Consider the following 23,087-nt stretch of genomic DNA (forward strand, 5'->3'; position numbering starts at 1 on the left):
TAGGACGGTCTCACGAGTTCCACGAGCGTCCCTTTCCGCTGGTCACAGCATTGCCCTTCGTCGTGCCCGCATCGAGCCGCGGCGCCCTGGTCGCGACCCGGTGCGGGGATGCACGAGCGCCCCACCCACCTATGGCCCTTGGAGGTCTGTACATGTTCGGCAAGTCTCCTGACGACGAGCGTCCCGTCACCCGCAAGGAGTTCCGCTTCCTCGCGCTCAGCACGGCCGGTGGCTTCATCTGCACTTCCCTCGCGCTGGCCTGCCTCCTGGCGCTGGACTTCACGGGCTGATCCGTCAGTCGGGGCCGGGGCGTGCGCCCGTCGCCCGCCCCGGCCCCGGCCCCCGACCGCGCCGCTTGTCCGTCGCGGCCGTGTGCAGGGCGCGCCGTAAGCGAGTCCTGCCGGTCATCCTTCGCGCCCGGTCCCCATCCCGAACCATCTGGAGTAGCTGTGTCCGTTCTGCCGTACGTCCCTGCCGTGTTCACACCGGGGGACCGCATCACGCTCGCCCAGGAGACCCACACCCGCGACGAGCGCGGCCACTGGGCGTGCGACACGCCGCTGTGCCCGTCCTCCTTCACCGACGACGAGATGCGGCGCTTCTTCGCCGACCCGCGCACCCTTGCCCAGGTCGGGCCGCTGATGATCGCCCCGGCTGACCTTGCGCCCGGTGACCCGCTGCCCGGCCGTGTCGTGGAGAGCGGGGAGGACCCGTTCGAGCTCAGCCGCCCGTACCTCATGGCCGGTACCGCCGGTCCGTCGCACATGCCGTTCCAGCCGCTCCGCGATGACGTGCCGGGCCCGTGGGGCTTCGGGCAGCGGACGCGCGTCAGCCACAAGCCGCTCGCCCGCATGCGGTGCTGGCAGATGACGCTGACGCCGACGGGCGTTGTGTGGCTCCGTCTCCCGAGCGGCACCGGCACGTACGCGTACATCCCGGCCGACGAGCCCGGCGCCGAGCAGATCGAGGCGCTGATGACCGTGGCCGTGCTGCGCGCCGCGTTCCCGGCCGGGGCCGTGGCGATCGAGCCCGACCGGATCTGACTCGGGCCCCGGCGGGGGCGTACCGCCCGTGCGCCCCCGCCGGCCTGCTGCTCCACCTTCTCCCGTCCCTGTGAGCCCTTGGAGGACTCGACCCATGAGCACCGCCGTTACGCCCCAGATGCGCCCGTACGTCGCCGCCATTCACGATGCGCTGAGAGCCGTGGAGGAGCGCGCCAGCACGGAGACGCTCGGGAAGCTGAGCGCGGCCCTGCGCAACGTCCCGGGCAACGAGCTGGGCGACGTCGCGTTCAGGGCCGTCGACCGCGCCGACCGGCTCGCCACGCACGCCATGGACAGCGACGAGTTCGAGGCTGTGCGCCGCGTGGAGACGGCCGTGTCTCAGCTCATCCACGACGGGCCCACGGGGGCCGTGCAGGACGACCCGGCGTTCGTCGCTCTGCTGGAGCTGGTCTCCACGTGCATCGCCCACACCGACGAGAGCGCATCCGTGTTCGCCAAGGCGTGGGACCGCGCGTACTGGCACGGCGTGGAGGCCCTGTCGATCGTGATGCGCGTGGTCCGTCGCGAAGAGGTGGGCACCGGCGAGTTCGACCGGCGGATGACCGCGTTCCTCACCGCCGCGCGGCGCGCCATCGCGTACCGGGCGCTGAGCGAGGCCCGTGACGCCGTGGCGCTCGCGGCCGCCGACTTCGGCCTGTTCCCCATCGGCGGCCGTCAGGCCGTGGCCGATGACGAGCACGCGTGGACGCGCCGTATCGGCTCAGCGCTGTACCGGTTCACCGTCACCCGGCCGTACAACGGCGACGGCGCCCCGCTCGGCCTGGTCGTGGCCGTACGCATCGGCCCCAGCAATGCCGTGGAGCGGCACGCCCTTGCGCTGTCCCCGTACGCGAGCGAGAAGCGCCGCAACGCCGTGGGAGAGGCGCTGTACCGCATCTGACCGCCCGTCCGGCCGGGCGCCCGTCGTCCCGGCCGGACGGCCCCCACCATCCGCGTTCCGCCCGCACCTTCCCGGAGGCTCCCCGTGTCCGTACAGACGTCGCCCGTTGCCCTCGCCCGTCAGATCCTGTCCGCCGCATCCCTGCCCGTGATCGACGGGGAGCCGCTGGAGGACTCCCGCGGCTACCAGCTGCGGGAGAACTCCGACGGGACGGTCACGGTCTGCCCGGTACTCGACGGCCGGCCCGGCGCCCCCGCCAATCCCGTGTTCCGTGGCGGCTCCATGAGCGAGTGGCGCGCCATGAACCGTGCCGCGCTGGACGCGGTGACCGCCGAAGGGTGGGAGCGCACCGGCGACACGTGGGACGGCAATGTCTTCCGCGCCCCGGCGGGCCCGCTGGCGCCGATGGTGAAGGAGACCATCCACGTCCTGGAGCGCGACGGGCAGCCCGGCTACGCCCGGTTCGACGTGTCCCCGTACATGGGCGCCGTCAGTATTGACGTCGCGGGCGGCTGGAACTGCCGGGAGCTGTCCATCAGTGACGTGGCGCTGCCCGCGCTGCACGCTGCCGGGTTCGACGTCTCGACCGTCCATGAGGGCGAAGGGGCCGAGCGGCGGGAGTGGGGCACGCTTCACCACCTGGTCGTGCGGCCCCCGGTCGAGCGGCGGGAGGAGTGGGCGCTGGCGCACACGGTGCGCCGTCTCCTCCAGAGCAAGCACACGCACGTCGGGTGGAACGTCCACATGAAGCCCGCGCTGCCCGAGCGCCTGCCGGAGGACGCGGCCCCGGACGCGCACCGTGGCGCGCTGTTCTTCCGGTTCGACGGTCACGCCGTCCACGGCCCCCGGGACTTCGACCACACGCTTCAGGACGCCGGATACGTCCTCGGCCCGTCCCGGCACGAGTGGTGGCGCAACGTCCGCATCCTGCGGCCCGCCGCGCCGTAGCCCTGCCCGGCCGGGGCGCGCCCGTCGCCCGCCCCGGCCCCGCCCGCTGTTCCCTCCCCTCGGCCGTGCCCGTCGCGGCCGTGAGCAGGGCGCACCGTGCCCCCGCCGTACCGACCGAACCCCCTTGGAGATGACCTCGTGTCCACCATGACCTCGACCGTCCCGGCCGTGCAGCCGGCCATGTTCCCCCCGCCGTCCGTCCCGCTACTCTTCGCCGATGGCGACCGCTACGTGTGGACGCACACCGGGGACGTGTGGACCCGCACCAACGGGTCGTGGGTGCCGTCCCGGTACGACGGGCTGAACGACGGCCAGGACGACGGCACCGGCTGGTGGTCCGACGCCCAGGTGAGCGCTGCTCTGGGCCGGGCCATTGCGAACTGGGACGTGCGGCAGCGGTTCGTGCCCGCCGCCCCGGGCCCCGCCCTGCCGGGGCGGACGCTGCTCGCGCTTCCGCCCATGCGCGACTCCGCGCAGTACGTGACCGAGCACCAGGGGTCGGGGCTGCTCGTGCCGCTGCGGGACCTGGTGGCGCAGCATGACGAGGACGCGGCGTACGACGTTCCCGGCGTCATCCCCGGCGACAGGATGCGGGACGTCGTGATGGAAGTCGTCAGCCAGCAGCGACGGCCGCGCGCCACGTACGACGAAGCCGCGGGGCGGGTGTACGTCCGGTACGACCTGCCCGTGGACCTGTACGGCCGTCCGGCGATCGTGGAGTGCCTGCACGTGTTCGTGCTCACCGCGACCCCGGCGGAGGCGTAGCCGTGGCAAACGCGAAGGAGCGCGGCCGGCTCGGGGACATCCTCATGCGGGAGCTGTGCGAGTACATCACCGCCCTCACCGAGGCAGGGCACGACTGGGAAGCCGTCTGGGCCTGGGCTGTGTGGCCCCCGGACAGCCGTCTCCGCTGGTTGCATGGCCGGTTCCTGCTCGCGCGGGAGTGCGCAGCCATGATCGGTCACCGCTTCACCGACGAGGAGATCACCCAGTTCGGTCGGGAGCAACTGGCCTACCTCGCGCAGTACCCGGCCGGGCTGCCGAGCCTGACCGATGAGTGAACGATCCTGGGCCCGCGCGCAGTTGGTGCTGCACGCGGACGCCCTCCGGTACGACCTTGCCCGTCGGCTTCGCGGCACCGTCGAAGCCGACGGAACGGTCGAGACTCGGCGCATCCGGGCCGTCGTGACCGTCATCGCCGTCCGGGCCGGCCTGGTGCGCGTCACCATCCGCCGCCACGACCGTGCCCGCCCGCCCCTGACCGTCGAGATGCCCGTAGAGGGCATCGACGTGGGCGCCGTGGCCGCTGCTGCCCGTGCTGTCGCCCGACGCCCGTGGCAGGCCCGGATCGCCGCTCTTGGCCCTCTTCTTCACGTCCCCTTCCGTAAAGATCAGGAGTGATCAGCATGACCAGCAATCTGCCGCGCACCGTGTTCCGGTCCGTAGAGCTCACCGCCCGTGTGACGACGCTGCTCGCCCGCACGCTGCCGGAGTGCGGCCCCGGTGGGCAGGACGGTTTCCGCGTCACGTCGCACGACTACCAGGAGCCGCGCCGGATGTTCGTCCGCTGGTACGACGATGGACGGAAGGACGGTGTCGAGCAGTACCGCGCCCAGATCGCCGACACGCTCGCCCGTGAGGGGTACGCCGTGACGCTGCCGCCCGGCTGCTGGGACGTGTACGTGGCGGACCGGCCGGTGAACACCTCCGGGCCCCGGTACGCGCCCATACCTTCCGATCTGCCGTTCGGTGACCCGTGGGTGGTCGTAGACCAGTGGACGCGTGCGGAGGTGACCACCGCGGCGACGGAGGAGGAGGCGAAGGCGGCAGCGATGCGCGCCGAGCGGCGCCACGCCCTCACCGACGCCCGCATGGTCACCGCGCCGGAGTTGCACGACCACCTGGTGCGCGCGGACGAGCTGCTGGGCGACGGGCTGACGTGGCTGCGGCGCGAGGTGCATGCCGTCACCCGGTACGGGGCGATCGTACGGCGCGAGCGGATAGACGCCCTGGTGCAGGTGGCGAACGCGCTGCGGGCCGGTCGGGCGGTCACGGAGGTGGGCCGCATGGTGGCTTGGGCGGAACCGGTGCCGATGCTGACCCGGGCGCATCCGCCGCTGACCTACGACGTGCAGTGGGTGCCGAAGAGCGCCGCCCCGGCCGTCGGGTACTTCCCCAGCCCGGCATGGCAGCGGGGCCCGGCGGAGAACGCGGCGATCACGCTGCTGATCGAAGGCGGGTTGCAGCCGGTCGTGTACGGCGAGTCCGTCGGTGACGGCGCATGGATGTGCGAGCAGAACGGGTTCATGGTGAGCGCCGCCGACCCGACCAACCTGTCCGTGCCCGGTATCCACGTTGACGCCATCGGCCAGTCGGCACACGAGCAGCAGGAACGGGTGCCGGAGGTGCTGCGCGGGGCCGGCTGGAGGGTTGAGGGCGACCGTGGTTGGGCTGGCGCGTGGACGGCGTTCCCGCCGGCCGGGTAGCCGAGCGCGCCTGTTCCCCGGGGGAACACCTTGGGCGGGGGCCCGGGACGTGCGCGGGCCCCTACCCCCATCGTCGGACACGGTGTACAGTTTTGCTTGTTGGACGGCACGAGCGAGCCGGACCAACGCCAACGCTCCGCATCAACCAGGAAGGCACCGCTGTGCCCACACTCACGAGCACCGACTTCACCGCCTCGGCCGTGCTGGAAGCCACGCGCACGGTCCTCGGTACCGGCTGGCAGACGTTCCCCGCCCACAACGGCCAGATCCAGGGCACCGTGCGGTCCGACCACGGCCACCGCATCGAACTCCTCGGCGCCAACTGCGGCTTCGTCTACGCCGCCGCCATGCTGCCGGACGGCACCCGCTTCGAGGCCAACGCCGCACCCACCGCGCCGACCGCAGCCGCCTACGGCGTCGCCCTGGCCCAGCTCATCGCCCGGACCCTCGCGCCCGCCCACAACGCGCTCAGCGAGACCCGGGCGAACGTCGGCAAGATCCGGGCCGCCATCGGCCGCGACGTCACGACGCACTGGAGCTTCGGCCGCGCGACGACCAGCTGGGCGCTCCGCGACGGCGGCCGCGCCCTGCACCACACCGAGCCGCGCCCCGCGCACCTGGGTGACCCGCCCCAAGGGCCCGGCGCCGAGTCGTGGGTGAGGTTCACGGACCTCAACCCCGACCAGGTCGAAACGGTGCTCCGCGCGATCGACACCACCAGCGACGACGTGCGGCAGCACGCCCCGGTACACGGCCTGTTCGCCCAGCGGATGAAGGCCGCAGCGCCCGGACTGCGCCCCCTGGACACCGTGCGATTCGCGCAGTGGGGCCGCCAGACCATCGCCCTGGGCATCGACGGGCTGGTCAAGGTCGAGTTCGTCGCCGCCTGCCACTCGACCAACGTCACCGTGACCGGCTCGATCGACAGCCAGGTCCGCGCGGCCGCCGCTCTCTGACGCTCCCGGCCGGGGAGGGATCGCCACCTCCCCGGCACCGCACACCTCTATCCCCCTTCCCTACCGGCGTGGCCGGCGTGCCCGCGCACCGCCGCGCCCTGCCCGAACCCGGAGCATCCCCATGACCCCTGACGCTTTCGCCCGACTGTCCACCGGCGCCCGCCACGACGCGCTGCGCGTGGTGCGGCGGATGCAACTCGCCGACGCGCTGGAGAGCGCCCGCGCGGAGCTCGACGCCGCCCGCGAGACCCGCCGCATGACGAGCACCAAGCTCGACCAAGTGACGGCCCACGCCGAGAAGCTGGCCGGGCACAGCCTGATCTACCCGTACTCCCAGGACAGGCAGGACCAGCGGACGCACGTCGAAGCGCAGATCACGGAGCTGACGAGGACGGACACGCACGCCAAGGCGCACAAGGCCGCCGCCAACGTCGTGTACGAGTCCGCTCGGCTGGAGCTCGCGAAGCTGACCCGCCGCTCGCCGCGCGGCAACGAGGAGGCGCAGCGCTTCGCCCGTGTGCTGCGGCACCTGCCCCTGGACGTGATGACCCAGTTGGTGCACGCCTCGAGCTACACCGTGACCCGGCTGTCCCTGGACCAGGGCGCCGCTGGCGGCTCTTGGGGGACGGTCGATTCTCGCACCGTACGCCGCTCCCGGGTGCGCTCCATGCTCTCCGCATGGGCCAGGGAGCCGCAGACGTACATCCTGCGCGACGCGGACGGCCAGCTGTTCATCGCTGCCCCGTCGATCCTGCTTGAGCTCGTCCCCGACGACCTCGCGGCCCCGCCCACCGAGGGCGACGCGCTGAGGGCCGCACTCGACGTCTACGGCATGACCGCGCGCAAGGACAGCGAAGGCGGCGTCACGTGGCTCGTGGTCCAGGTCGACCCGGAGGACGAGCCGTACGGCGGGCCGCACTTCCGCATCTCCTCCGGCGGGCACGCGGACCGTCCGGCCTCCGCCCATGACGAGCTGTGGGGCGCCTCGCTCTACGACGCGGACGGCGCCTACGTGACCACGCTCGACGCCGCGCCGGCGGGCTCCACCCTCGCCGAGGACAGCGCGCACATCGCTGGCGCCATCGCCACCTATGTCTGGGCCGTGCTCACCCAGCAGTGACCCGGAGCGCCGCACTGCCCGCCCGCGCCCCGGCACGGGCGGGGGTGTGCGGAACCCCGGTTCCCCCCTACCCCACCACCGCGAAAGGCCCCCCATGCGCCCGTCCCTGCCCTCCGTCATCGTCGGAAACCCTGCCGCGCTGGCCGCGCATCTGGCCGCGCACCACATGCCCGGCCAGCGCTCGAAGACCGCCATCGCCCGCCTACGCCTCGAACGTCGGCGCCTGAACGCGCCGCTGCCCACGACTCGCCCGCTGCCCGAGCGTGCCCACGACCGGCTGTGGACGTCCGCGATCCGCGAGATCCGCCGCCGCGGCGGTGAGACCGAGATCGAAAGCAACTACGGCACCGCCGACCTGGAGATCACCGACCGGAAGAACCGCATGGTGCTGATGCACGCTGAAGGCTGGCGGCGCTACGGCAAGCAGCCGGCGCGGCGGGCCCAGCTCAGCTACCTGTGGGGCCCGGACGACGCTGGGTCCGGCCCTTGGGCCGTCCGCGTTCCCGGCACCGTGACCACCGTCGCCGATGCCCTGGAGTGGCTCACCCCGGCCGATGTGAAGAAGGCCCTGGAGAAGGGGCTCCGGGTGCGGCGCCAGGGCGACGTGTATGCGGTCGAGACGACACCGGCGCACGACGGCCGAGGCGTCGAGCTGCTGCCGGAGTCACACGAGTGGCGGCCCGCCACCCGCTACCTGGTCCACCGACCCGAGGACGGCCGCCGCCACCTGCCGGTCCGGCTGCCATGGCCGGTCCGGTTCGTCCAGCAGAGCGCCTACGGCATGGGCCGCACCAGCGCGCGGGCCGCCGCCGACTGACCACCTTCACCGCACCGCCCCTCTCTCAGACAGTGGCCCGGCCGGATCGTCCGGCCGGGCCGGAAGGAAGAAGCCCCATGATCACGCTCAGCCCCACCGGCGCGCGCATCCTCGACAGCAACAACGACGGCGTCGTCTCTGGCCACGCCGCGGCGATGGCCCGGCTCGAAGCCGACGGCCTGGTGGTCCGGCACGACCGCGACGGCGGGACGCACTGGATGACCGAGGACGGTTGGACGGCCCTGGACACGTGGCGCCAGAAGAACGGCCGGGCCCCGGCCGCGCCCGTCACCATCCCGCGCAGGCTGCCCAAGGCCCAGCACGATGCGATCCTGACGGCCGCCGGCCGACCCGACCAGCTTGTCCCGGGCCGGGACGACGGCGACGTGTTCGCCGCCGGGGAGACGTGGTTCCGTGGGCCCACGCTGCGCGCCGTCCACGCCGCCGGATACGCGGACTTCTGGCGCCGCCCGGGCGAGGAGAACGCGCCGTACACGGGCCGGTCCCTGTATCTCACCCCGGCCGGCCGCGAGTACGCCCGGCTGCGCGGCAGCATCGACGTGCACCGCCGCCGGGTCGTGATCATCGCGTGCGGCTCGGAGAAGCTGCCGCACCCGGGCCGCAACGAGTACGGCAACCTGAACGCGGGCTACCCGGCCGGAGAGCTCTACACCGGCCAGTACCACCGGTCCCTGCGCCTGGCCGCGGACGCGCTGACTGCCCCATCCCTGATCCGGATAGCGTCCGCGCTGCACGGGCTGGTGGACCTCAAGCGCCCCCTCCTCCCGTACGACGTGACGATCGGCGACGAGCGCGCCGTTACCGCCGAGAGAGTCGCCCGCCACGCAGCCGAACTCGGCACCGACGACGCCGACGTCATCTTCCTCGGCGGTCAGGAGTACGCCGCGCTGCTGCGCCCGGCGATCCCGCACCTGCTCACCCCGCTCGCCGGCGGAATGGGCGAGCACCGCGGACTGTGCAAGCAGGCCCGCGAGGACGCCGCCGTGCGCGACGCCTGGTGGAAGGAAGCCGCAGAACTTCACGCAGAGCACCACCCGGCCCGCGCCTGAGAGGCTATGGTGGCTTCACTCTCCCCGCCGCTGCGGGGGTGGTCCAGGCCGACATCTGCCCGGCCGGTCCCTGCTCCCCGCGCAAGCGGGGTTGGCCCCATATCCGTTACACCGTGACGGACGAGGCAACTTGCTCCCCGCACAAGCGGGGTTTCCTCCCTCTTGGCCTCCCGATGAGGCTGCACTGTCCGTTGTTCCCCCGCATGTGTGGGGGTGGATCGAAGGGATTGGCGGTGTCTCGTACCCCTTCGCGGCCGCACCCGTTGGCCGCGTACGCGGAGAAGATCGACGTAGAGGCGGTCTACACCCTGCGGCAGGTCGCCGGGCTGATGGAACTGGCGCCGAGCAGCGTGCAGGCCATGGCTCGCCACGGGTGGCTTCCCGGTAGCCGAGTGCGGCCCCACGCCCGTGGCGGGCGGCGGTACACGTGGACGGGGAAGCAGCTGCTGCGGCTTGCGAACCGGCCCATCCGGGTCGCGTTCGACCATGAGCTGTTCTCGCCGACGACGCTGTACCGGGTCGGCTGCCGGTGCCAGACATGTGTGGACGCCCACACGGTAGAGAGCCGGGAGCGTCGCCACCGGCTCTCCGACGAGGCTTTCCCCGAAGAGAAGCAGAAGCGGCTTCTCGGCCTGGTCGCCGATCAGATGCCCGTGGCCGAGGCCGCAGCAGCAGTCGGGGTGACTCTCGGCCAGGTCTACGGGCGCGCGAACTGGGACCCCTCGTTCGCCGAGGAATTGGACGAGGCGGCATGGTCCTTGTGCGTGCTGGGCCCGGACTCGCCCGGTTGCAGCACACCGTCGGGGTACCGCGGGTATGCCCGCGGGCGAGACCCCCGGCCGGCGTGCCGGGGAACCGGGTGCCGGGAGTGGCGCCGGGAGACGTCGCAGCAGGCGCGTGCCGCCGCCTGAGTCGTGTGCCGTACGGTTGCATGCGCCGGTGCTGTCTTGCCCGAGACAGCAGTAGAGGGGCCCCAGAATCTGGGGCCCCTCTTGCTTCCGTTCCGCCTGCACCCCCGTGTCAGGCGAGACGGCGGATCAGGCGGTAAGCGCCGGGGCCTTCGGTGCCGCGGGCAGCACGGGCGCGAGGAGCTTTGCCACGGAGACCAGGGTTCGGTCCGACAAGTACGGGCCGATGAGCTGGATCGACATGGGCAGGCCCTCGGCTGTCTTACCCACGGGCAACACGAGCGAGGGCAGACCCACCGGGCTGGCCAGGTTGATCCAGCTCGTCTGGGCGAAGTACGACCGCTTCTCCCCGTCGACGGTGATGTACCGCTGCGGGACGGGCACGGACGTCTGATCGAGGACGGCGGCAGTCGGCGCTGCCGGGGTGATGAGGATGTCGTGCTCAGTGAAGTAGTCGGCCCAGATGCCGCGGAGCTTCTGCCGGTCCTCATCGGCGCGCGCCCAGTCCCGGTGCCGCATGGTGCGGGACTTGAGGAACAGGGCGGCGGGGTCGTCGTCGGCCATGGCGTCGGCGGCCTTGATCTCGTCGGCGAACCCGGCGTCCGTTGCGGTCGCCGAGGCGGTCGCGTACAGGAGTCGCTGGAACAGGATGTCGCTCGTGGCCATGTCCACGGGCCGGGTGGAGTTGTCGATGATGGCGCCGGCCGTGCGCAGGGCCGTGGCGACCTGGTTCAGCAGGTTGCGGGTGGCGGAGTCGACACCGCAGTAGGCGTCGTCGGCCCAGATGCCGACGCGGTACTGGCTGAGGCGCGTCTTGGTGGGCGCGGGCAGGCGGATCTTCCACGCGGCGCTGTCGGCCGGGGACGGTGCGGCGAGCACGTCCAGGAGGAGGGCGAGGTCCGCCGCGGTGCGGGCGATGGGGCCGAGGGTGACCATGTCGGAACTGGTCAGCCAGTCCGGTGGGCGAGGGATGTGGCCGCGGGTCGGCACGATCGGCGAGGCGCCGCGGGAAGTCCGCAGCGCGTACACGCCGCAGTACGCGGCCGGGAGGCGCAGGGAGCCCGCGAGGTCGGAGCCGACTTCAAGGGGGGTCAGTCCCGCGGCGACGGCGGCGGCCGGCCCGCCGGAGGAGCCGCCCGCAGTGCGGTCCTCGGCGAAGGGGTTCTTGGTCTTGCCGAAGATGGGGTTGCTGGTCTGGATGTCCTGGCACAGCGTCGGGACGTTGGTCTTGCCGATGATGATGGCGCCGGCGGCGCGCAGGAGCGCGACGGCGTCGGCGTCCGTGTCCGGGACGTGGTCGGTGAGGTCGGTGGACCCGCACGTGGTGCGCATCCCCTTGGTCTCCAACGCGTCCTTCACGGTCAGGGGCAGGCCGTGTAGCGGGCCCAGCGTCCGGCCGGTCGCTGCGAGGTACTTATCGGCTTTGTCGGCGGCGGCGCGCGCGCCCTCGATGTCGAGGGTGACGACCGCGTTGAGGCCCGGGTTGACCCTTGCGTGGTGCTCCAGCAGCTGGTCGAGCAGCGCGCGGCTGGATATCTGACGGTTGCGCAGGGCACTGACCTGCGTGCGTGCGGGGGCGAGGTGCATCTGGCCGGTGCCGCCGCCGGCGGCGGCGGGCTTCGTCTCGGCTGCGGCGGCGGTGCGCGGCAGACCGATGACGCTTGCAGCGGCCGCGGAGGCGGCGAGGAGGCTGCGACGGGACATCACGTACTGGCTCCATGGTTGGCGCTGGGGGCGAGCGAATCGGAAGGAGTCTCCGGCCCGGGTGCAGCAAAGAACGAAGCGACACGCAGGAGGTGCGCCTGCTCAGCCTCGACCGTGTCGAGGGTGAGAGCAGCGTCGGCGAAATCCGCCGGTTCGGCGACCGGCTTGCCCCGTCCGAGGAGCACGATCGCGTGCCGCAGCTGGTCGGCGGTGACGGCCGCGGCGAGCTTCTCCCCGGTGAGGCCTTCCTGACGGCGGCAGGCCTCGGCCTCGGTACGGACCGCGGAGGACAGGTACGGCCGCAAAGCGACCTGTCCGTCGCGGATCTCGGTGCGGCGACGGATCAGGGGAAAGTGGATGCTCTCCCGCTTGCGCAGGTAGTCCCGCTGGGGCGTCGGCTCGATGAGGACGATGCTCGGGTCTGCGTGCACCAGCGCCGCCCACAGCCTGTCGAGACGGGCGTAGCTGTAGTGCTCGTAGGCGAAGGTGTACAGCGCCCTGGCGCGGATGGCGAGGACCGGAAGGAAGTACCCGATCTGAGTCAGGGTGGCGCCGATGTCGCCGCAGGCCCACGCGAACTCGTTGAGGTGCTGGACAGTGAAGCCGACTTCTGCCCCGACGATGGCCGCGATGCGGATGCCGCTGTAGCCGAGGGTGATGATGGCGCCGACCGTGACGAGGCGCAGGCCGACGGCGATGGACCGGGTGGAGGCGTTGCGGGCGTACTTCCAGCAGGCGCGGGCCAGGTAGATTTCCGCGGCCGTGTACGTGCCGAAGTACAGCAGGACGTACGCCTGGTAGAAGGGGTCGTGCGCGTAGTACGTCGCGAAGTCCACGGGCCGCTGGGTGGCCGGGGTGAGCAGCGTGAACAGGACGGCCATGCCGACGATGACCACGCCGCCCGTGATGAGCAGCTTCCGGGAGCGGTAGCGGGCCTCCTCCGGCGGCTTCGACCAGTACGCGATGACGCTGCACTGGAGTGCCAGGACGGCGATCACGAAGGACTGCGCGATCGGTACGACGATGTTGGGGACTCCGAAGAAGCCGTCGACGCGCACCCATACCCACGTGATGGATACGGCGTAGCTGAGGGCGGAGGCAAGGAACGCGGCGGCGAGGGCGACCAGGGCGCGGTCGCGCCGGTCACGCCTGAGATCGCGGAGCAGGACGAGGAACCCTGTGCCCGCGATGACCAGGCACAGGGGGTGGAGGATGTCTTTCAACGGAACCTTCGCAGGAGCGTGCGGGATATGGGGTCGTCTCGGTCCTGGAGGCCCGAGTGGCTTGAGTGGACGTGCTCCAGGAGGAGAGAGCCGATGGTCTCGGCATCCGCTTCGTCGGGTTCGGTGTAGCGGGTACGGCCGACGAGCATCCGGATCAGAGCTGGGGTCATGTCGGGCAGCACCCCGCCGAGGGTGCCGACGCCGGCGAGGAGCTCGTCATCCACGGTGCGGTGGCGCAGCAGGATGTGGCCGAGCTCGTGGCCGATGATGCCGTCGGAGTGGGCACGGCTGGTCGTGGCGTCGTAGAAGATGTGGTCGGCCGTGTCGGTCGCGAGCCAGAGGCCGCACGGGGCCGAGGCATCCAGGGCCTCGGGGAAAGCCTTCGGGTCGGCGGGCATGAGTTTGATGGCGCGGCCGGTCCGCTGCTCCACGAAGGGCAGCAGGTCGTGGATGCTGCTGACCGGGGGGAGCTGGAGCTCGGCGAGGAAGTCGCGGACGCGCTGCTGGTCCTGCTCCTGCGCGCGGCGGCGCTCTTCGGCCTCCGATTCGGCTGCACGAGTCGCCGTGCGGCGGCGCTTCCACATGGCGACTCCTTTCGCGAGCAGGAAGTGGGCGTTCCGCATCAGTATCAGGCCGGGGTTTCCGGCGTTGAAGGCAGGCCCTCCATGGCTCGGGCCGCCTCGACCATCTTCAGGAGTGCTTCCTGACTGGCCGGGGACAGGCCGGCGGCACGCATGGCGATGTTCTTCACGCCCTGGTCGTGCAGCTGCTGGACGAGGGAGAACTGGGCCACGATGCGCTCGGTCACAGCGTCCTCGACGAAGTAGCCGGCCGGGACCTCGAAGAACCGGGCCAGCAGGCGCACCACGCGGATGGTGGGGTTCTCACCCGCAGGTCCACGCAGCTTGCCGATGTAGGCCGCAGTCAGAGTGCCCTGGCCGTAGGACGAGATCGTCTCGGCTACGTAGGTATGAAGGAACTCGCCGGTGCGCGGGTTCGTCTTGGCCGGGTCGCCGTCCCGGGGACGCAGGACATCAAACAGGTAGTTGAGTCGCTCGGCGAACGTCGAGCCAGGTCCGGGCGCAGGGACTAGGTCCCGCGTCTTTTCGGCATCCTGAGCTTTCCGGTACGGCATCGATGGGCTGCTCTCCTCGGGCGTGCTAAACAATAGTTGACTATGCCACAGGCAAAGGGGAGCATCGGCAGGGCCAGGCGAACTATTGTTTACTGACGAGTGATCGGGGGACTCACCGGGCCCCCGCTCGCGCACCACAGCACTGACCAGCAATACCGCAGGGGACGGAACGCACAGTGACCACCACGCCGGAGCATTGGACTCCGCCCGACGGCAGGCGCTTCGAGCCGTGGCTGACACTGCCCAAAGGCCCCTCGTTCCTCCTCAAGAGGCCCGCCCTGCCCAACGGCCTCGCCGTCACCCGGCGCACCCGCTTCCCCGTTCCTGCCAACGGCACCGCCGCCATCCAGGCGCGCACGGTCATCCGGCCCGTACTGATGCTCATGCTCGGCATCGGCGAGCTCGCGGAGACCCTCACCCGGCGAATCGAAACGTGCCTGTCCGAGCTGGTCGCCGTCGCCTACACCCACACCAGCGACGACCACTTGCTGTGCTCCGTATGGACGGACGCCGAGCACGCCTTCCTTTCCGTCGAGCACGACCAGCCCCTCCCGCAGGACGATGACTCGACCATGTACCTGCATGTCGTCAGAGCTCTCGCCGACGACTACGGCACCCACGTCTCCGAAGGCACCCATCAGACCTGGGTCGCTCTGCGCCGACCCTGAGCCACGGGTGTTCCCCGCGGGAACACCGTTCCCCGGCGCCCCTCACCGCGGCTCCGCCGCGGCTGGCGGGTGGAACTCCCACGTCGCACCCGCGTGAGCACGCCGCACCTCCGAGAGCTCCTCGATCTCCGCCCACAGTTCCTCGCCCGAGCGGAACCTCGGCGCCTTCTCCATCGCAGCCCTGAGCTCGTCGGACGTGCACAGGACCCTGTCCGGCCGGGCATCGGCCAAGCCCCGCGGAACCCGCCGCGCCCTCCGCACCCCCTGCGGCACCGCCGCGCGCGCGGTCTCCCGCAACGATGCCGTCTGCGACCAGCGTTCCTCGGCCTCGCTCCGGCGCCGCGCCAGCCATCCCTGGTACCGGCCATCGTCGCTCGCGGCCTGGCGGTACGGGGCCACCGAGCCGTCCGGCAGGAACAGTGCCCCGGAGTTCACCCGGCGGCGGATCTCCGACCGGACGTAGGACGCCACGTGCCGGGGCCGAAGTGGAACGCTCCAGCGGGCGAGCTCGCGAGCCACTTCCTCACCCGACCAGCCAGCGGCGAAGAACGGCCGCAGGGCGAACGCGAGCTGCCGCCGGCAGGAGCTCTGAGCCCACCAGGTGTGCAGCGCGACGAACTCGCTCTGAGCCATCGCGTACGCGGCCTGCCTCGGGGTCCAGCCCGTCGAACCCTTGGCTCGGTGCGTGAGTGATGTCTGCGAACGTGCCGCGCGCCGGCGCGGCCTGTCTTTAAACCCCCCATCAACAGAACGGGAAGTACGTGGCTGAGGTACCACAACAGAAGGGGTGCACGAACCCGCGTTATCCACAGGACTCTGGGAGCTCCCGCGAGCCCGGTCCTCGTGCCGGTCGCGGGCATCGCCGATGGCCCGTTCCCTGCCCGCGTCCGTGACGCCCTGGAGGCGCGCGCCGTACCCCTCGCCCTCGATCCGGTGCCCCATCGCCTCGTCCCACGCCGGCGGCGCGACCGGGGCGTAGATGGTCGCCGTGCGCTTGAACCCGACGCCTGGACCGAACGCGTCACCGAGGCGAGTGCGTAGCGCGTTGCGCTGCGAGCTCCCCTGTTCCGCCCAGGCCAGCAAACCCAGCTCCCGCAGGATCTGAACGTGCATGGCGATGCACCGCTTCGACAGACGGAGCCGCTGCACCATGCCCGCAAGGCAGTAGGCCACGGTGCCGTCCTTGCTGCGCGGCATCCGGTCGGCGATGTCCTCGGCGACCAGGATCGTGGTCGCGTTGGCGCCCTTGCGGAAGCCCCCCGCCACCATGCAGGTCACCGCGCGCAGCCATTCCCCGCGGCGGCGGATGCGGCGCGAGCGTGTACGGCTGACCCACTGCTCGGCTTCGGAGCGCACGAGCGAGAAGCCGAGGACAGCAGTCTCGGCGGGGGCATCCGCGTCATTCATTTGTCGGCGCGTCGCCGGGATGGGCTGGCAGCGCGCGCGGGCATGAGGCATCATGACTCCGTGCTCTTGGGGTTCTGAGAGCGCAAAAGGACCCTCAGCGATGGGGGTTCGGGAGGAACCCGGTGAAACCGCGCATAACGCGCGGGGAGCCAACGGGCCTGGTCAAAGGCCCGAGTAACGAAACGGCCGAGAGCTCGACGCCACATCGAGCGAACAGCCTGGAGGACTGGTCAGGGCGAACCCGCGCCACACGGGAACGGCCCACTCACAGACCCTCCGCAGCGAGTTAGGTCACGACGACCTCCACAGGGGGAGCGATAGGCAGAGGAGACGGACCGCACTCACCAAACGCACTTGGGCCCACCGGAAGCCGGCGCACGACGCGCCACCCGGTGGGCCTGCTTGTTGCGTGATCCCGCCTGGAGGCGGGTACATTGGTGGTCATCGAGACCGATCCTCTATGTAGGTCTCCCGAATGAGCCCCGCCGGGTGCTCCGCTGCGAAGGTTGGACGCCTCATTTGCAGCCGAGCGGCGGGGCTTTTCGGTTGTATGGGTCTGGTACTCGGCGCCACCACCGACCCGCACGCTGGGGGCAGGATACTGACGACGGTATTCGTGGGGACAGACTAGACCTTTGCGTCCCCCAGCTGGGCCATCTTGACTGGCGCGCCGTGTCGCTGACGTGTAGTCACCCTGGTCGACTCCGGCGCGCGAACCGTTCGGATGCCTGCTCGGCCTGGTACTCGGCGAGCTCCTGGTCACAGTGGTAGCTCACCGGCAGATCCTCCCGGGTGTCCCAGATCGCCCACGGGAGCGGCCTTCCCTTGTACCGCTGGCCGTCCTCCGGCCGGTGCCGGACCTCGTACCGCGGCCCCGGCAACCGCCGGTCGCCCAGCGGGCCTGCCGAGCGGAACAGGCTCATGATCCGCTCCTCCGTGGCAGGAGAGGCCGACTCGGGCTCGGCAAGGGCGGGCGAGGAGTGCGGCGGAGCGGGCCAGGTGTTGGTGTCGAGGCCCACGGCCGCGAGCTCCGGCAGCGGCGTTCCGGTGCTGCGCGCCAGCAGGTAGGCGCGCTGCTCCTCGGCCGTGCCGAGCCGGCGCTCGCCGAGGAGGATGTGCGCACCCATGAGCTCGGCCGCGAGCTGCGCCGCCTCGCCGTCCAGGCCGTCCATCTGAGCGGCTCTCAGGCGGCGCACCATGCGTGTGCGCCAGGTGCTGAAGCCGCCGAGGTCCGCGTTCATCCGTCCATTCCCGAGTCGCCAGGTTGTTGGGCCTGCTCGTAGGTCTCGACGCGCCTACCCTGGAAGGCGTTCCGAGGCACCAGTTTTCACGATAACCGGCCCCAGGCCCCCCGTCTCCCAACTGCGCCTTTTCGATGCGCGAGGGCCGGGCCGCGCGCACGCGCGGGCACCTGAGAACAGCAGGCCTGGGGCCGGTTATCAATCGTTCAGTCCGACCCATCGGGCACCTCGCCAGCGTAAATCTCCGCGATGTCGCGGTTGGTCAGGGGGATGCCGAACTGGTCGATGTCGTGGAGGGCATCAGGGTGGTCCGGGTCGCTGGGGAGGAGGTCGAAGCGGTAGCGGGAGAGCGCGCCGCGCGCGGCCTCCAGCCGCTCACGGTCGATCCCGAACTCGGCGGCCACCACGTCGAAGCTCTCGCGCAGCGCGTCGTCCACGCTCATGTGGCGGCGGGCGTTGACCTCCCGGGTCTGGAAGATGCGGTCCTCGACGTCCTCGTGGAAGACCACGTCCAGCGGGCCCTTGTACCAGCCTGAGAGGTACAGGGCCATCAGGTCGACGTCCGTCTCGCCGCTCGGGCGGGTCACGCGCGGGCCCCGTCGGGACGCATCTGCGGGAGCGGGTGCCGGCGGACGCGCTTGAACAACACGTGCCCGGAACTCTCTTCGCGCCGCACGGTGATGCTGCCGCGGCGGCGGCCGGCGCGGAGCACCTTCTCCGCCTCGGCGGCCGGCAGCCCGATGCGCTGGGCGCTCTCGTCGGCGCGCAGCCAGGTCTCGAACGGCAGTCGGTTGATCTGGTCAGCCAGGCGGGCACCTTGCATGGTCGCCTCCCCCCTACTGGTTGGCTCTGGTTGCTCGTCCCAGGGCGATGACCACACACCATAGTGCACGCCACGTCCAGATTCAGCAGTGGCGGCGGCTCGGTGGCATGGCTGCCCTGAATCCGGAGAGAAGGACTCCGCGACACGCGAACGCTCTGTAACGGTTCCGTAACAGCCGTGGAGTGGTTGAGTGCTCGTCAGGCCCGGAAGGTGGGTGCAACGTCCCCTATTGCTCCGGTGCGAACAGGGATCAACCATCTCGTCCTCATGCAATGAACGCTTTTGCCGTGCAGCAGAAGTTTTCGATCTGTCGTGCGAATTGATGGTGGCGCACGTGTTCACGGCTGTCGGAAGATGGCGTTTCAGAGGCCGATCAAGACCGGGGAGCGAGGCGGCATGCCGAAGACGCCCAGCGGCGAGACCACGTCGGGCCAGGGCGAGTTCGCGCACCCCCTGGAAGCCGCCGCCGCCATGGCGGCCGAGGACCCGACGAACAAGGCCGCCCTTGCCGAGCTGTTCAACGGCATGTACGAGCCGGTCGTTCGATTCATGCACGCGCGCATCCAAGACCCCGTCACCGCAGAGGACTTGGCGCAAGAGGTCTTCGTCAAGATCGTCCAGAACATCGGCGGCTACACCGGCGGCGGCGTCTTCGCGTGGGTGTGGCGGATCGCCCGCAACGTCTACAACGACTACTTCCGCCCGATGAAGAACCGCGGCATCGAACAGCCCACCGGCGACTTCTGGCATCTCGACGCCCCGAGCGCCGAGATGGGCCCGGAGGAGACCGCCGAATGGAGCGACCTCCGCCTGGCCATCAGGGGCAAGCTGGACAAACTGCCCGAAGCTCAGCACATGGTGCTTGCCCTCCGCATCACCTGCGGGTACTCCACCGCCGAGACTGCGGAGATCATGGGCAAGCCAGTGGGTACCATTCGCGTATTGCAGTGCCGAGCACTAGCCAAACTCCGCGGATTGATGCCGGAATGTGACAGCAACCTGGCAACGTATCTGCTGTCTGCTTCGAACACGGAGCAGGACGAGGACGCAGCTCCGGTGAAGCTGAGGGAGAAGAACGATGTTGGGTCGCAGGGATAGCGCCGTCGCAGCGCAGCTTGACCGCTGCCTGTCCGGCGACGCCGAGCCCGCAGGCCCCGAGATATCCGGCATGGTGATGGCCGCAGCAGCACTGCGCCCGCGTCGCCCCATCAGCGAGAGCGCCCGCCAGCGCGCGTTCGACGCGATGATGCGCGAGGCCGACCGGCAGGCCCGCGGCGCGCACGCCGACGCCGCGCACACCGAAGACCTCACCGACCCAGGCGTCCACGCCCGCGTCGCCCAAGCCGGTCCCGGCATGCGCCTCAGTGTCGCCGACATCGAATCAATCGATGACGAGCGCCTGGAGGACATCGCCGCGCGTCTCGCGGCCCGTCTCGGCCAGAGCGCCCCGGACCGCAATCAGTGAGCCGAGCCACTCAGGAACTGCGCGTCCTCGAGGAGGACATGGGCGCAGATGCGATCACCTTCGAGAACTACGACGAGGGCGTGACGTACCTGTTCGTGCGCCCGGGCCAGTCCTTCGACTCCGCCGTCAAGAGCATCCTGCGCGTCTGCCCAGAGATGAGCCTGCCGCGCGTGCAGGACCTCGTGCGCACCCACTGCCCGCACATCGTGGAGATGAACGAGCGGCTGGGTGCCGACCAGGTCGTTCCCCGGTTCGAGGCAGCTCCCGACGCCGGCGTCGTCCCGCCCGTGCCGATGAAGCCGACCGGCGCTCACCGGCGGCCGCGGCCGCCGCGCTGGGCCAGGATCGCTTCGGTGGCCGCGCCTGCGCTGGTCGGCGGCGCCTTCCTCGCCCAGTGGCTCAACCCCGGCGTCTCCAAGGACGGTGCCTCCGCCGCCTCTTCCGTCAGCCAGGGCGACAACGTCGCAGCCGACACGTACAAGAACCCCTCGTTCCTGAAGATCGCCCAGGGCGGCCGGATGACGTGCGACCCCATCGGGGCCTTCGAGGCCAAGTGCGTGGACGTGGACGGCAAGGTCATGTACAGCGAGGCGTCCGTCGGCACCAGCACCGCCTTTACCTTCTCCTACGACCTCCACAAGATCGGCTTCCGGCTCTTCCCGGACATGGCATCTGCCACGACCTGGACCGCTGAGGCCGCCAACAGGTCCAGCTTCCGCAACATTCGGCAGCACGGCCGTGTCGTGCTGTGGGGCACCGACCTGACGCGCATCACCGATTGGGAACGCGCGCTCAGCAACGGCGACCGGGACAATCAGCACCGGGTGGCATCGGGGGGCATGACCTCATCCGCGGCCGTGTCCGAGTACCAGCCCGGCCGGTCGAGCTCCACGGCCAGGTCCGAGGCCCAGCCCTTCGCGTCGTACGGGGCAGCGGCCTCGCGGATCAACCCGGAGCCGCAGAGCCGCGCGTACCCGCAGCACAACCCCGTGACGCCGGCGGGCGCGCTCGCACAGGGCACCCAGATATCGGCGTACACGCCCCTACCGGATCGCCTTGCAGTTCTCGCATTCGGCACCCTCGGCGTGACGGAAGAAGCGCTTGAGCAGGCCGTGACGAGCGATGACACGCGGTCCGTGCAGCTCGTCCAGGCCGTCAGGCTCGTCCTCGGCAGTGCCGAGACCAGCCACTTCGGCGTCGTGCCGGCGGGCCCCAACGACGCCGTCGCCATCGTCCTGGACGCGGCCACCGAGCCGCCGGACGCAGACCCCGACGTTCTCGCATACGGCAAGTCGAAGGGGCCTCTCGTCATCCAGCCGCCTGCCGTTCCGCCGGTAGGCCCGAGGCCGGTGGTGCCCGCCACCCAGCGGCCCCCCGCGCCCACTCCCGCCCCTGCCCCTGCGCCGGCGCCCGAGCAGCAGGAGGCGGTCGCGCCCAGGCCGCAGCCGGAGCCCGAGCCGGAGCGCGAGGCGCCGGAGGCAGTCGAGCCCGAGCCCGAGCCGGAGGTAGTCGAGCCCGAGCGCGAGGCGCCGGAGGCAGTCGAGCCCGAGCCCGAGCAGGCGGAGACGCCCGACCGCGCCCCTGATGCAGAAACGTCTCCGGCCCCTCCGCAGACGGAGGAGCCGGATGACGACGGGCTTTCCCTGGACGCGCTGCCCCCGGTGTGGGCGGCAGCCTAGAAGGGCGGCTCTTGTGGGGTGCCGCCGTTCGCCCACGGATCGGCGGCCGCAGTGTTCGCGGCATGAGGGGTAGGACCGGGCCGCTGAGCTGACACCTTGGTCACCGTCGCCGTCGCCCGCGTCAGCGACGGGCCGACCTCGTCCACATCCAGCTCGTAGACCGTGCGCTTCACCCCCTCGCGGTCCTCGTACGAGCGCTGCTTGAGCCGCCCCTGCACGATCACGCGCACTCCGCGCTGGAGTGATTCGGCGGCGTTCTCAGCCGCCTGCCGCCACACCGAGCAGGTCAGGAACAGACTGTCCCCGTCCTTCCACTCGTTGGTCTGCCGGTCGAAGGTCCGCGGAGTGGACGCGACGCGGAACTTCGCGACCGCGGCGCCGGATGGGGTGAAGCGGAGCTCGGGATCGTCAACCAGGTTGCCGACGACGGTGATGACGGTTTCGCCTGCCACAGAGGTGACCTTTCATGATGCGTACGGCGGCCGGCCCGCAGGTGTGCAGGCCGGCCGGGGGGTCAGGAGAACAGCAGCTTCCAGGTGAGCGGACCCGGCAGACCGTCGGCGTCGCCTCGCAGCTCGTTGCGCGAGCGCTGGAAGGCCTCGACGTTCTTGCGGTCGGCATCTGACCAGCGCGGGCCCGGGCCGCTCGTGTAGTGCTTGCCGAAGCCCTTACGGACGAGCTGGTGCCCGAGGAGCGTGATGCTCCCATTGGACTTCCCCGGGCCGAACTTGTCCCTGCCCGGGAAGGGCGGGACCGGCTTCGGCCTCGGCTTCCCGCCGCCCGACGCTGGCGGCTTCGGCTTCCCGCCGCCGGTCATTCCCTTCGCCTTCGCTTTCGCCTTCGCCACGATCCTCGCGAACGGGATGTTGCCGGGGTCGCCGTGCGAGTTCTCCGGCGCGTGCAGGTGACCGCAGATGCCCTTGAAGGCCCGCCACTCGTCGTGCGTCATGCGCGCGGACGTCGCGCCGTACGAGGACGGGTAGGCCGGCCACTCGGTCGGGCCGGACAGCGGCACACCGTTGCGGACGTGCTGCCAGGCCAGGAACTCGGCGAGGTCGTCCAGCGCCCAGTCCGGCGCCTCCGGCCAGTAGATGTAGTGCACTCCGGCCTGCAGCTTGCCCCAGGTCTTGCGGTGCTTGGGGTCGCACGTGCCGATCAGCTCGACCTGGACGATGTCGTCAGTGTTGGTCTCGACCCCGCCCGGCTTGTTGACCAGGGCCCGCGCGGACTGGTCGAACGGGTAGTGCTGGTACCAGTCGAGCTGCGACTTGCCGAAGTTCGGCTTGGCGGTGATGTTCGGCGCGTTGGCGCCCTTGGCGTAGTCGACCAGGCTGGTGCCCTCAGTCGTGTGGAGGCCGACCTTGTCGGGGTCCATGTCGGCCCCCTTGAAGCGGTCGGAGAAGTCGTAGGCGCGGCTGGCGCCCGGGTAGTAGCGAACGGTCACGGTGCTTCCTCCGGAGCTGGCGAGCAGGGAGGGAGCACCGTGCGGGTTC

26 protein-coding genes and 1 pseudogene are annotated in these 23,087 nt (G+C 70.9%); 17 read left to right on the plus strand and 10 right to left on the minus strand.

Annotated features, from left to right (window positions below; all coding sequences use genetic code 11):
* The first annotated feature begins 152 nt into the window (after positions 1-152).
* The 13 genes from DDW44_RS32275 (at position 153) to DDW44_RS30525 (ending at position 10,252) form a co-directional block, all read left to right on the plus strand.
* Positions 153-290, plus strand: coding sequence for a hypothetical protein (locus DDW44_RS32275; protein ID WP_167455549.1), 138 nt, complete (start codon positions 153-155; stop codon positions 288-290).
* Between the two features lie 159 nt (positions 291-449).
* The gene (locus tag DDW44_RS30470) at positions 450-1,043 is read left to right on the plus strand and encodes a hypothetical protein (protein ID WP_108908514.1); all 594 of its coding nucleotides are present in this window, start codon (positions 450-452) and stop codon (positions 1,041-1,043) included.
* Between the two features lie 94 nt (positions 1,044-1,137).
* Complete coding sequence (locus DDW44_RS30475) at positions 1,138-1,944, plus strand: hypothetical protein (RefSeq protein ID WP_146207068.1); 807 nt, start codon at positions 1,138-1,140, stop codon at positions 1,942-1,944.
* An 84-nt stretch (positions 1,945-2,028) separates the two neighbouring features.
* The gene (locus DDW44_RS30480) at positions 2,029-2,892 is read left to right on the plus strand and encodes a hypothetical protein (RefSeq protein ID WP_108908516.1); all 864 of its coding nucleotides are present in this window, start codon (positions 2,029-2,031) and stop codon (positions 2,890-2,892) included.
* Positions 2,893-3,030: 138 nt separating this feature from the next.
* Positions 3,031-3,657 carry a hypothetical protein gene (locus DDW44_RS30485; protein WP_108908517.1) on the plus strand — a complete coding sequence of 209 codons (627 nt, stop codon included), beginning with the start codon at positions 3,031-3,033 and terminating at the stop codon, positions 3,655-3,657.
* 2 nt (positions 3,658-3,659) lie between these two features.
* Positions 3,660-3,953 (plus strand): hypothetical protein, encoded by a 294-nt coding sequence (locus DDW44_RS30490; protein ID WP_108908518.1) that lies wholly within the window; start codon positions 3,660-3,662, stop codon positions 3,951-3,953.
* Positions 3,946-4,293: a hypothetical protein gene (locus tag DDW44_RS30495; protein WP_146207069.1), complete on the plus strand. Its 348-nt coding sequence runs from the start codon at positions 3,946-3,948 to the stop codon at positions 4,291-4,293. Before DDW44_RS30490 ends, DDW44_RS30495 begins: the two co-directional genes overlap by 8 nt.
* A gap of 5 nt (positions 4,294-4,298) precedes the next feature.
* Positions 4,299-5,378 (plus strand): hypothetical protein, encoded by a 1,080-nt coding sequence (locus DDW44_RS30500; protein ID WP_108908520.1) that lies wholly within the window; start codon positions 4,299-4,301, stop codon positions 5,376-5,378.
* Between the two features lie 161 nt (positions 5,379-5,539).
* Positions 5,540-6,334, plus strand: a complete 795-nt coding sequence (locus DDW44_RS30505) for a hypothetical protein (protein WP_108908521.1) — start codon at positions 5,540-5,542, stop codon at positions 6,332-6,334.
* A gap of 121 nt (positions 6,335-6,455) precedes the next feature.
* Positions 6,456-7,454, plus strand: a complete 999-nt coding sequence (locus DDW44_RS32280) for a hypothetical protein (protein ID WP_167455550.1) — start codon at positions 6,456-6,458, stop codon at positions 7,452-7,454.
* A gap of 94 nt (positions 7,455-7,548) precedes the next feature.
* Positions 7,549-8,271, plus strand: coding sequence for a hypothetical protein (locus DDW44_RS30515; RefSeq protein WP_108908522.1), 723 nt, complete (start codon positions 7,549-7,551; stop codon positions 8,269-8,271).
* Between the two features lie 77 nt (positions 8,272-8,348).
* Positions 8,349-9,341 (plus strand): DUF6884 domain-containing protein, encoded by a 993-nt coding sequence (locus DDW44_RS30520; RefSeq protein WP_108908523.1) that lies wholly within the window; start codon positions 8,349-8,351, stop codon positions 9,339-9,341.
* A gap of 233 nt (positions 9,342-9,574) precedes the next feature.
* Positions 9,575-10,252 (plus strand): hypothetical protein, encoded by a 678-nt coding sequence (locus DDW44_RS30525; RefSeq protein WP_244224160.1) that lies wholly within the window; start codon positions 9,575-9,577, stop codon positions 10,250-10,252.
* A gap of 126 nt (positions 10,253-10,378) precedes the next feature.
* Here DDW44_RS30525 and DDW44_RS30530 read toward each other — a convergent pair whose 3' ends face one another.
* The 4 genes from DDW44_RS30530 to DDW44_RS30545 are packed head-to-tail and all read right to left on the minus strand — an operon-like array spanning position 10,379 to position 14,311.
* Positions 10,379-11,953, minus strand: a complete 1,575-nt coding sequence (locus DDW44_RS30530) for an amidase family protein (protein ID WP_208648028.1) — start codon at positions 11,951-11,953, stop codon at positions 10,379-10,381.
* Complete coding sequence (locus DDW44_RS30535; protein WP_108908526.1) at positions 11,953-13,176, minus strand: MAB_1171c family putative transporter; 1,224 nt, start codon at positions 13,174-13,176, stop codon at positions 11,953-11,955. The genes DDW44_RS30530 and DDW44_RS30535 overlap by 1 nt, the downstream gene beginning before the upstream one ends.
* Entirely contained in the window at positions 13,173-13,799 is a 627-nt protein-coding gene (locus DDW44_RS30540; RefSeq protein WP_244224161.1) for a hypothetical protein, read from the minus strand. Before DDW44_RS30540 ends, DDW44_RS30535 begins: the two co-directional genes overlap by 4 nt.
* A gap of 5 nt (positions 13,800-13,804) precedes the next feature.
* Positions 13,805-14,311, minus strand: a complete 507-nt coding sequence (locus tag DDW44_RS30545; protein ID WP_108908527.1) for a hypothetical protein — start codon at positions 14,309-14,311, stop codon at positions 13,805-13,807.
* Between the two features lie 176 nt (positions 14,312-14,487).
* Here DDW44_RS30545 and DDW44_RS30550 point away from each other — a divergent pair, with 176 nt between their 5' ends.
* Positions 14,488-14,979, plus strand: coding sequence for a hypothetical protein (locus DDW44_RS30550; protein ID WP_108908528.1), 492 nt, complete (start codon positions 14,488-14,490; stop codon positions 14,977-14,979).
* 42 nt (positions 14,980-15,021) lie between these two features.
* On the opposite strand, the gene DDW44_RS30555 is transcribed toward DDW44_RS30550, so the two are convergent.
* The 4 genes from DDW44_RS30555 to DDW44_RS30570 all read right to left on the minus strand — a co-directional run bounded on the left by DDW44_RS30555 (position 15,022) and on the right by DDW44_RS30570 (position 18,450).
* Positions 15,022-16,440, minus strand: a complete 1,419-nt coding sequence (locus DDW44_RS30555) for a hypothetical protein (RefSeq protein WP_108908529.1) — start codon at positions 16,438-16,440, stop codon at positions 15,022-15,024.
* Between the two features lie 635 nt (positions 16,441-17,075).
* Positions 17,076-17,627, minus strand: coding sequence for a hypothetical protein (locus DDW44_RS30560; RefSeq protein WP_108908530.1), 552 nt, complete (start codon positions 17,625-17,627; stop codon positions 17,076-17,078).
* A 206-nt stretch (positions 17,628-17,833) separates the two neighbouring features.
* The gene (locus DDW44_RS30565) at positions 17,834-18,214 is read right to left on the minus strand and encodes a hypothetical protein (protein ID WP_108908531.1); all 381 of its coding nucleotides are present in this window, start codon (positions 18,212-18,214) and stop codon (positions 17,834-17,836) included.
* The gene (locus DDW44_RS30570) at positions 18,211-18,450 is read right to left on the minus strand and encodes a hypothetical protein (RefSeq protein ID WP_108908532.1); all 240 of its coding nucleotides are present in this window, start codon (positions 18,448-18,450) and stop codon (positions 18,211-18,213) included. Before DDW44_RS30570 ends, DDW44_RS30565 begins: the two co-directional genes overlap by 4 nt.
* Positions 18,451-18,846: 396 nt before the next feature.
* Between DDW44_RS30570 and DDW44_RS30575 the strand changes: the two genes are divergently transcribed.
* Genes DDW44_RS30575 through DDW44_RS32460 form a run of 3 tightly spaced genes read left to right on the plus strand, consistent with a single transcriptional unit; the run spans position 18,847 to position 21,594 of the window.
* Positions 18,847-19,548, plus strand: coding sequence for an RNA polymerase sigma factor (locus tag DDW44_RS30575; RefSeq protein WP_167455551.1), 702 nt, complete (start codon positions 18,847-18,849; stop codon positions 19,546-19,548).
* Positions 19,529-19,915, plus strand: coding sequence for a hypothetical protein (locus DDW44_RS30580; protein WP_108908534.1), 387 nt, complete (start codon positions 19,529-19,531; stop codon positions 19,913-19,915). The genes DDW44_RS30575 and DDW44_RS30580 overlap by 20 nt, the downstream gene beginning before the upstream one ends.
* Positions 19,912-21,594, plus strand: a complete 1,683-nt coding sequence (locus DDW44_RS32460; protein ID WP_108908535.1) for a hypothetical protein — start codon at positions 19,912-19,914, stop codon at positions 21,592-21,594. The genes DDW44_RS30580 and DDW44_RS32460 overlap by 4 nt, the downstream gene beginning before the upstream one ends.
* A gap of 89 nt (positions 21,595-21,683) precedes the next feature.
* Here the strand turns inward: DDW44_RS32460 and DDW44_RS30590 are convergent.
* A pseudogene (locus DDW44_RS30590) lies at positions 21,684-22,046 on the minus strand (single-stranded DNA-binding protein); the annotation flags it as partial.
* Positions 22,047-22,108: 62 nt separating this feature from the next.
* Positions 22,109-23,038, minus strand: a complete 930-nt coding sequence (locus tag DDW44_RS30595; RefSeq protein WP_108908536.1) for a peptidoglycan-binding protein — start codon at positions 23,036-23,038, stop codon at positions 22,109-22,111.
* Positions 23,039-23,087: the final 49 nt, after the last annotated feature.

Source organism: Streptomyces tirandamycinicus, assembly GCF_003097515.1.
Taxonomy (GTDB): domain Bacteria; phylum Actinomycetota; class Actinomycetes; order Streptomycetales; family Streptomycetaceae; genus Streptomyces; species Streptomyces tirandamycinicus.

Bases quoted from the DNA above. Each gene is read 5' to 3' on its own strand.
- DDW44_RS32275 (WP_167455549.1), top strand. From the start codon at position 153: ATGTTCGGCAAGTCTCCTGACGACGAGCGTCCCGTCACCCGCAAGGAG.
- DDW44_RS30475 (WP_146207068.1), top strand. From the start codon at position 1,138: ATGAGCACCGCCGTTACGCCCCAGATGCGCCCGTACGTCGCCGCCATT.
- DDW44_RS30495 (WP_146207069.1), top strand. From the start codon at position 3,946: ATGAGTGAACGATCCTGGGCCCGCGCGCAGTTGGTGCTGCACGCGGAC.
- DDW44_RS30500 (WP_108908520.1), top strand. From the start codon at position 4,299: ATGACCAGCAATCTGCCGCGCACCGTGTTCCGGTCCGTAGAGCTCACC.
- DDW44_RS32280 (WP_167455550.1), top strand. From the start codon at position 6,456: ATGACCCCTGACGCTTTCGCCCGACTGTCCACCGGCGCCCGCCACGAC.
- DDW44_RS30515 (WP_108908522.1), top strand. From the start codon at position 7,549: ATGCGCCCGTCCCTGCCCTCCGTCATCGTCGGAAACCCTGCCGCGCTG.
- DDW44_RS30520 (WP_108908523.1), top strand. From the start codon at position 8,349: ATGATCACGCTCAGCCCCACCGGCGCGCGCATCCTCGACAGCAACAAC.
- DDW44_RS30530 (WP_208648028.1), bottom strand. From the start codon at position 11,953: ATGTCCCGTCGCAGCCTCCTCGCCGCCTCCGCGGCCGCTGCAAGCGTC.
- DDW44_RS30540 (WP_244224161.1), bottom strand. From the start codon at position 13,799: ATGCGGAACGCCCACTTCCTGCTCGCGAAAGGAGTCGCCATGTGGAAG.
- DDW44_RS30545 (WP_108908527.1), bottom strand. From the start codon at position 14,311: ATGCCGTACCGGAAAGCTCAGGATGCCGAAAAGACGCGGGACCTAGTC.
- DDW44_RS30555 (WP_108908529.1), bottom strand. From the start codon at position 16,440: ATGATGCCTCATGCCCGCGCGCGCTGCCAGCCCATCCCGGCGACGCGC.
- DDW44_RS30560 (WP_108908530.1), bottom strand. From the start codon at position 17,627: ATGAACGCGGACCTCGGCGGCTTCAGCACCTGGCGCACACGCATGGTG.
- DDW44_RS30570 (WP_108908532.1), bottom strand. From the start codon at position 18,450: ATGCAAGGTGCCCGCCTGGCTGACCAGATCAACCGACTGCCGTTCGAG.
- DDW44_RS30575 (WP_167455551.1), top strand. From the start codon at position 18,847: ATGCCGAAGACGCCCAGCGGCGAGACCACGTCGGGCCAGGGCGAGTTC.
- DDW44_RS30580 (WP_108908534.1), top strand. From the start codon at position 19,529: ATGTTGGGTCGCAGGGATAGCGCCGTCGCAGCGCAGCTTGACCGCTGC.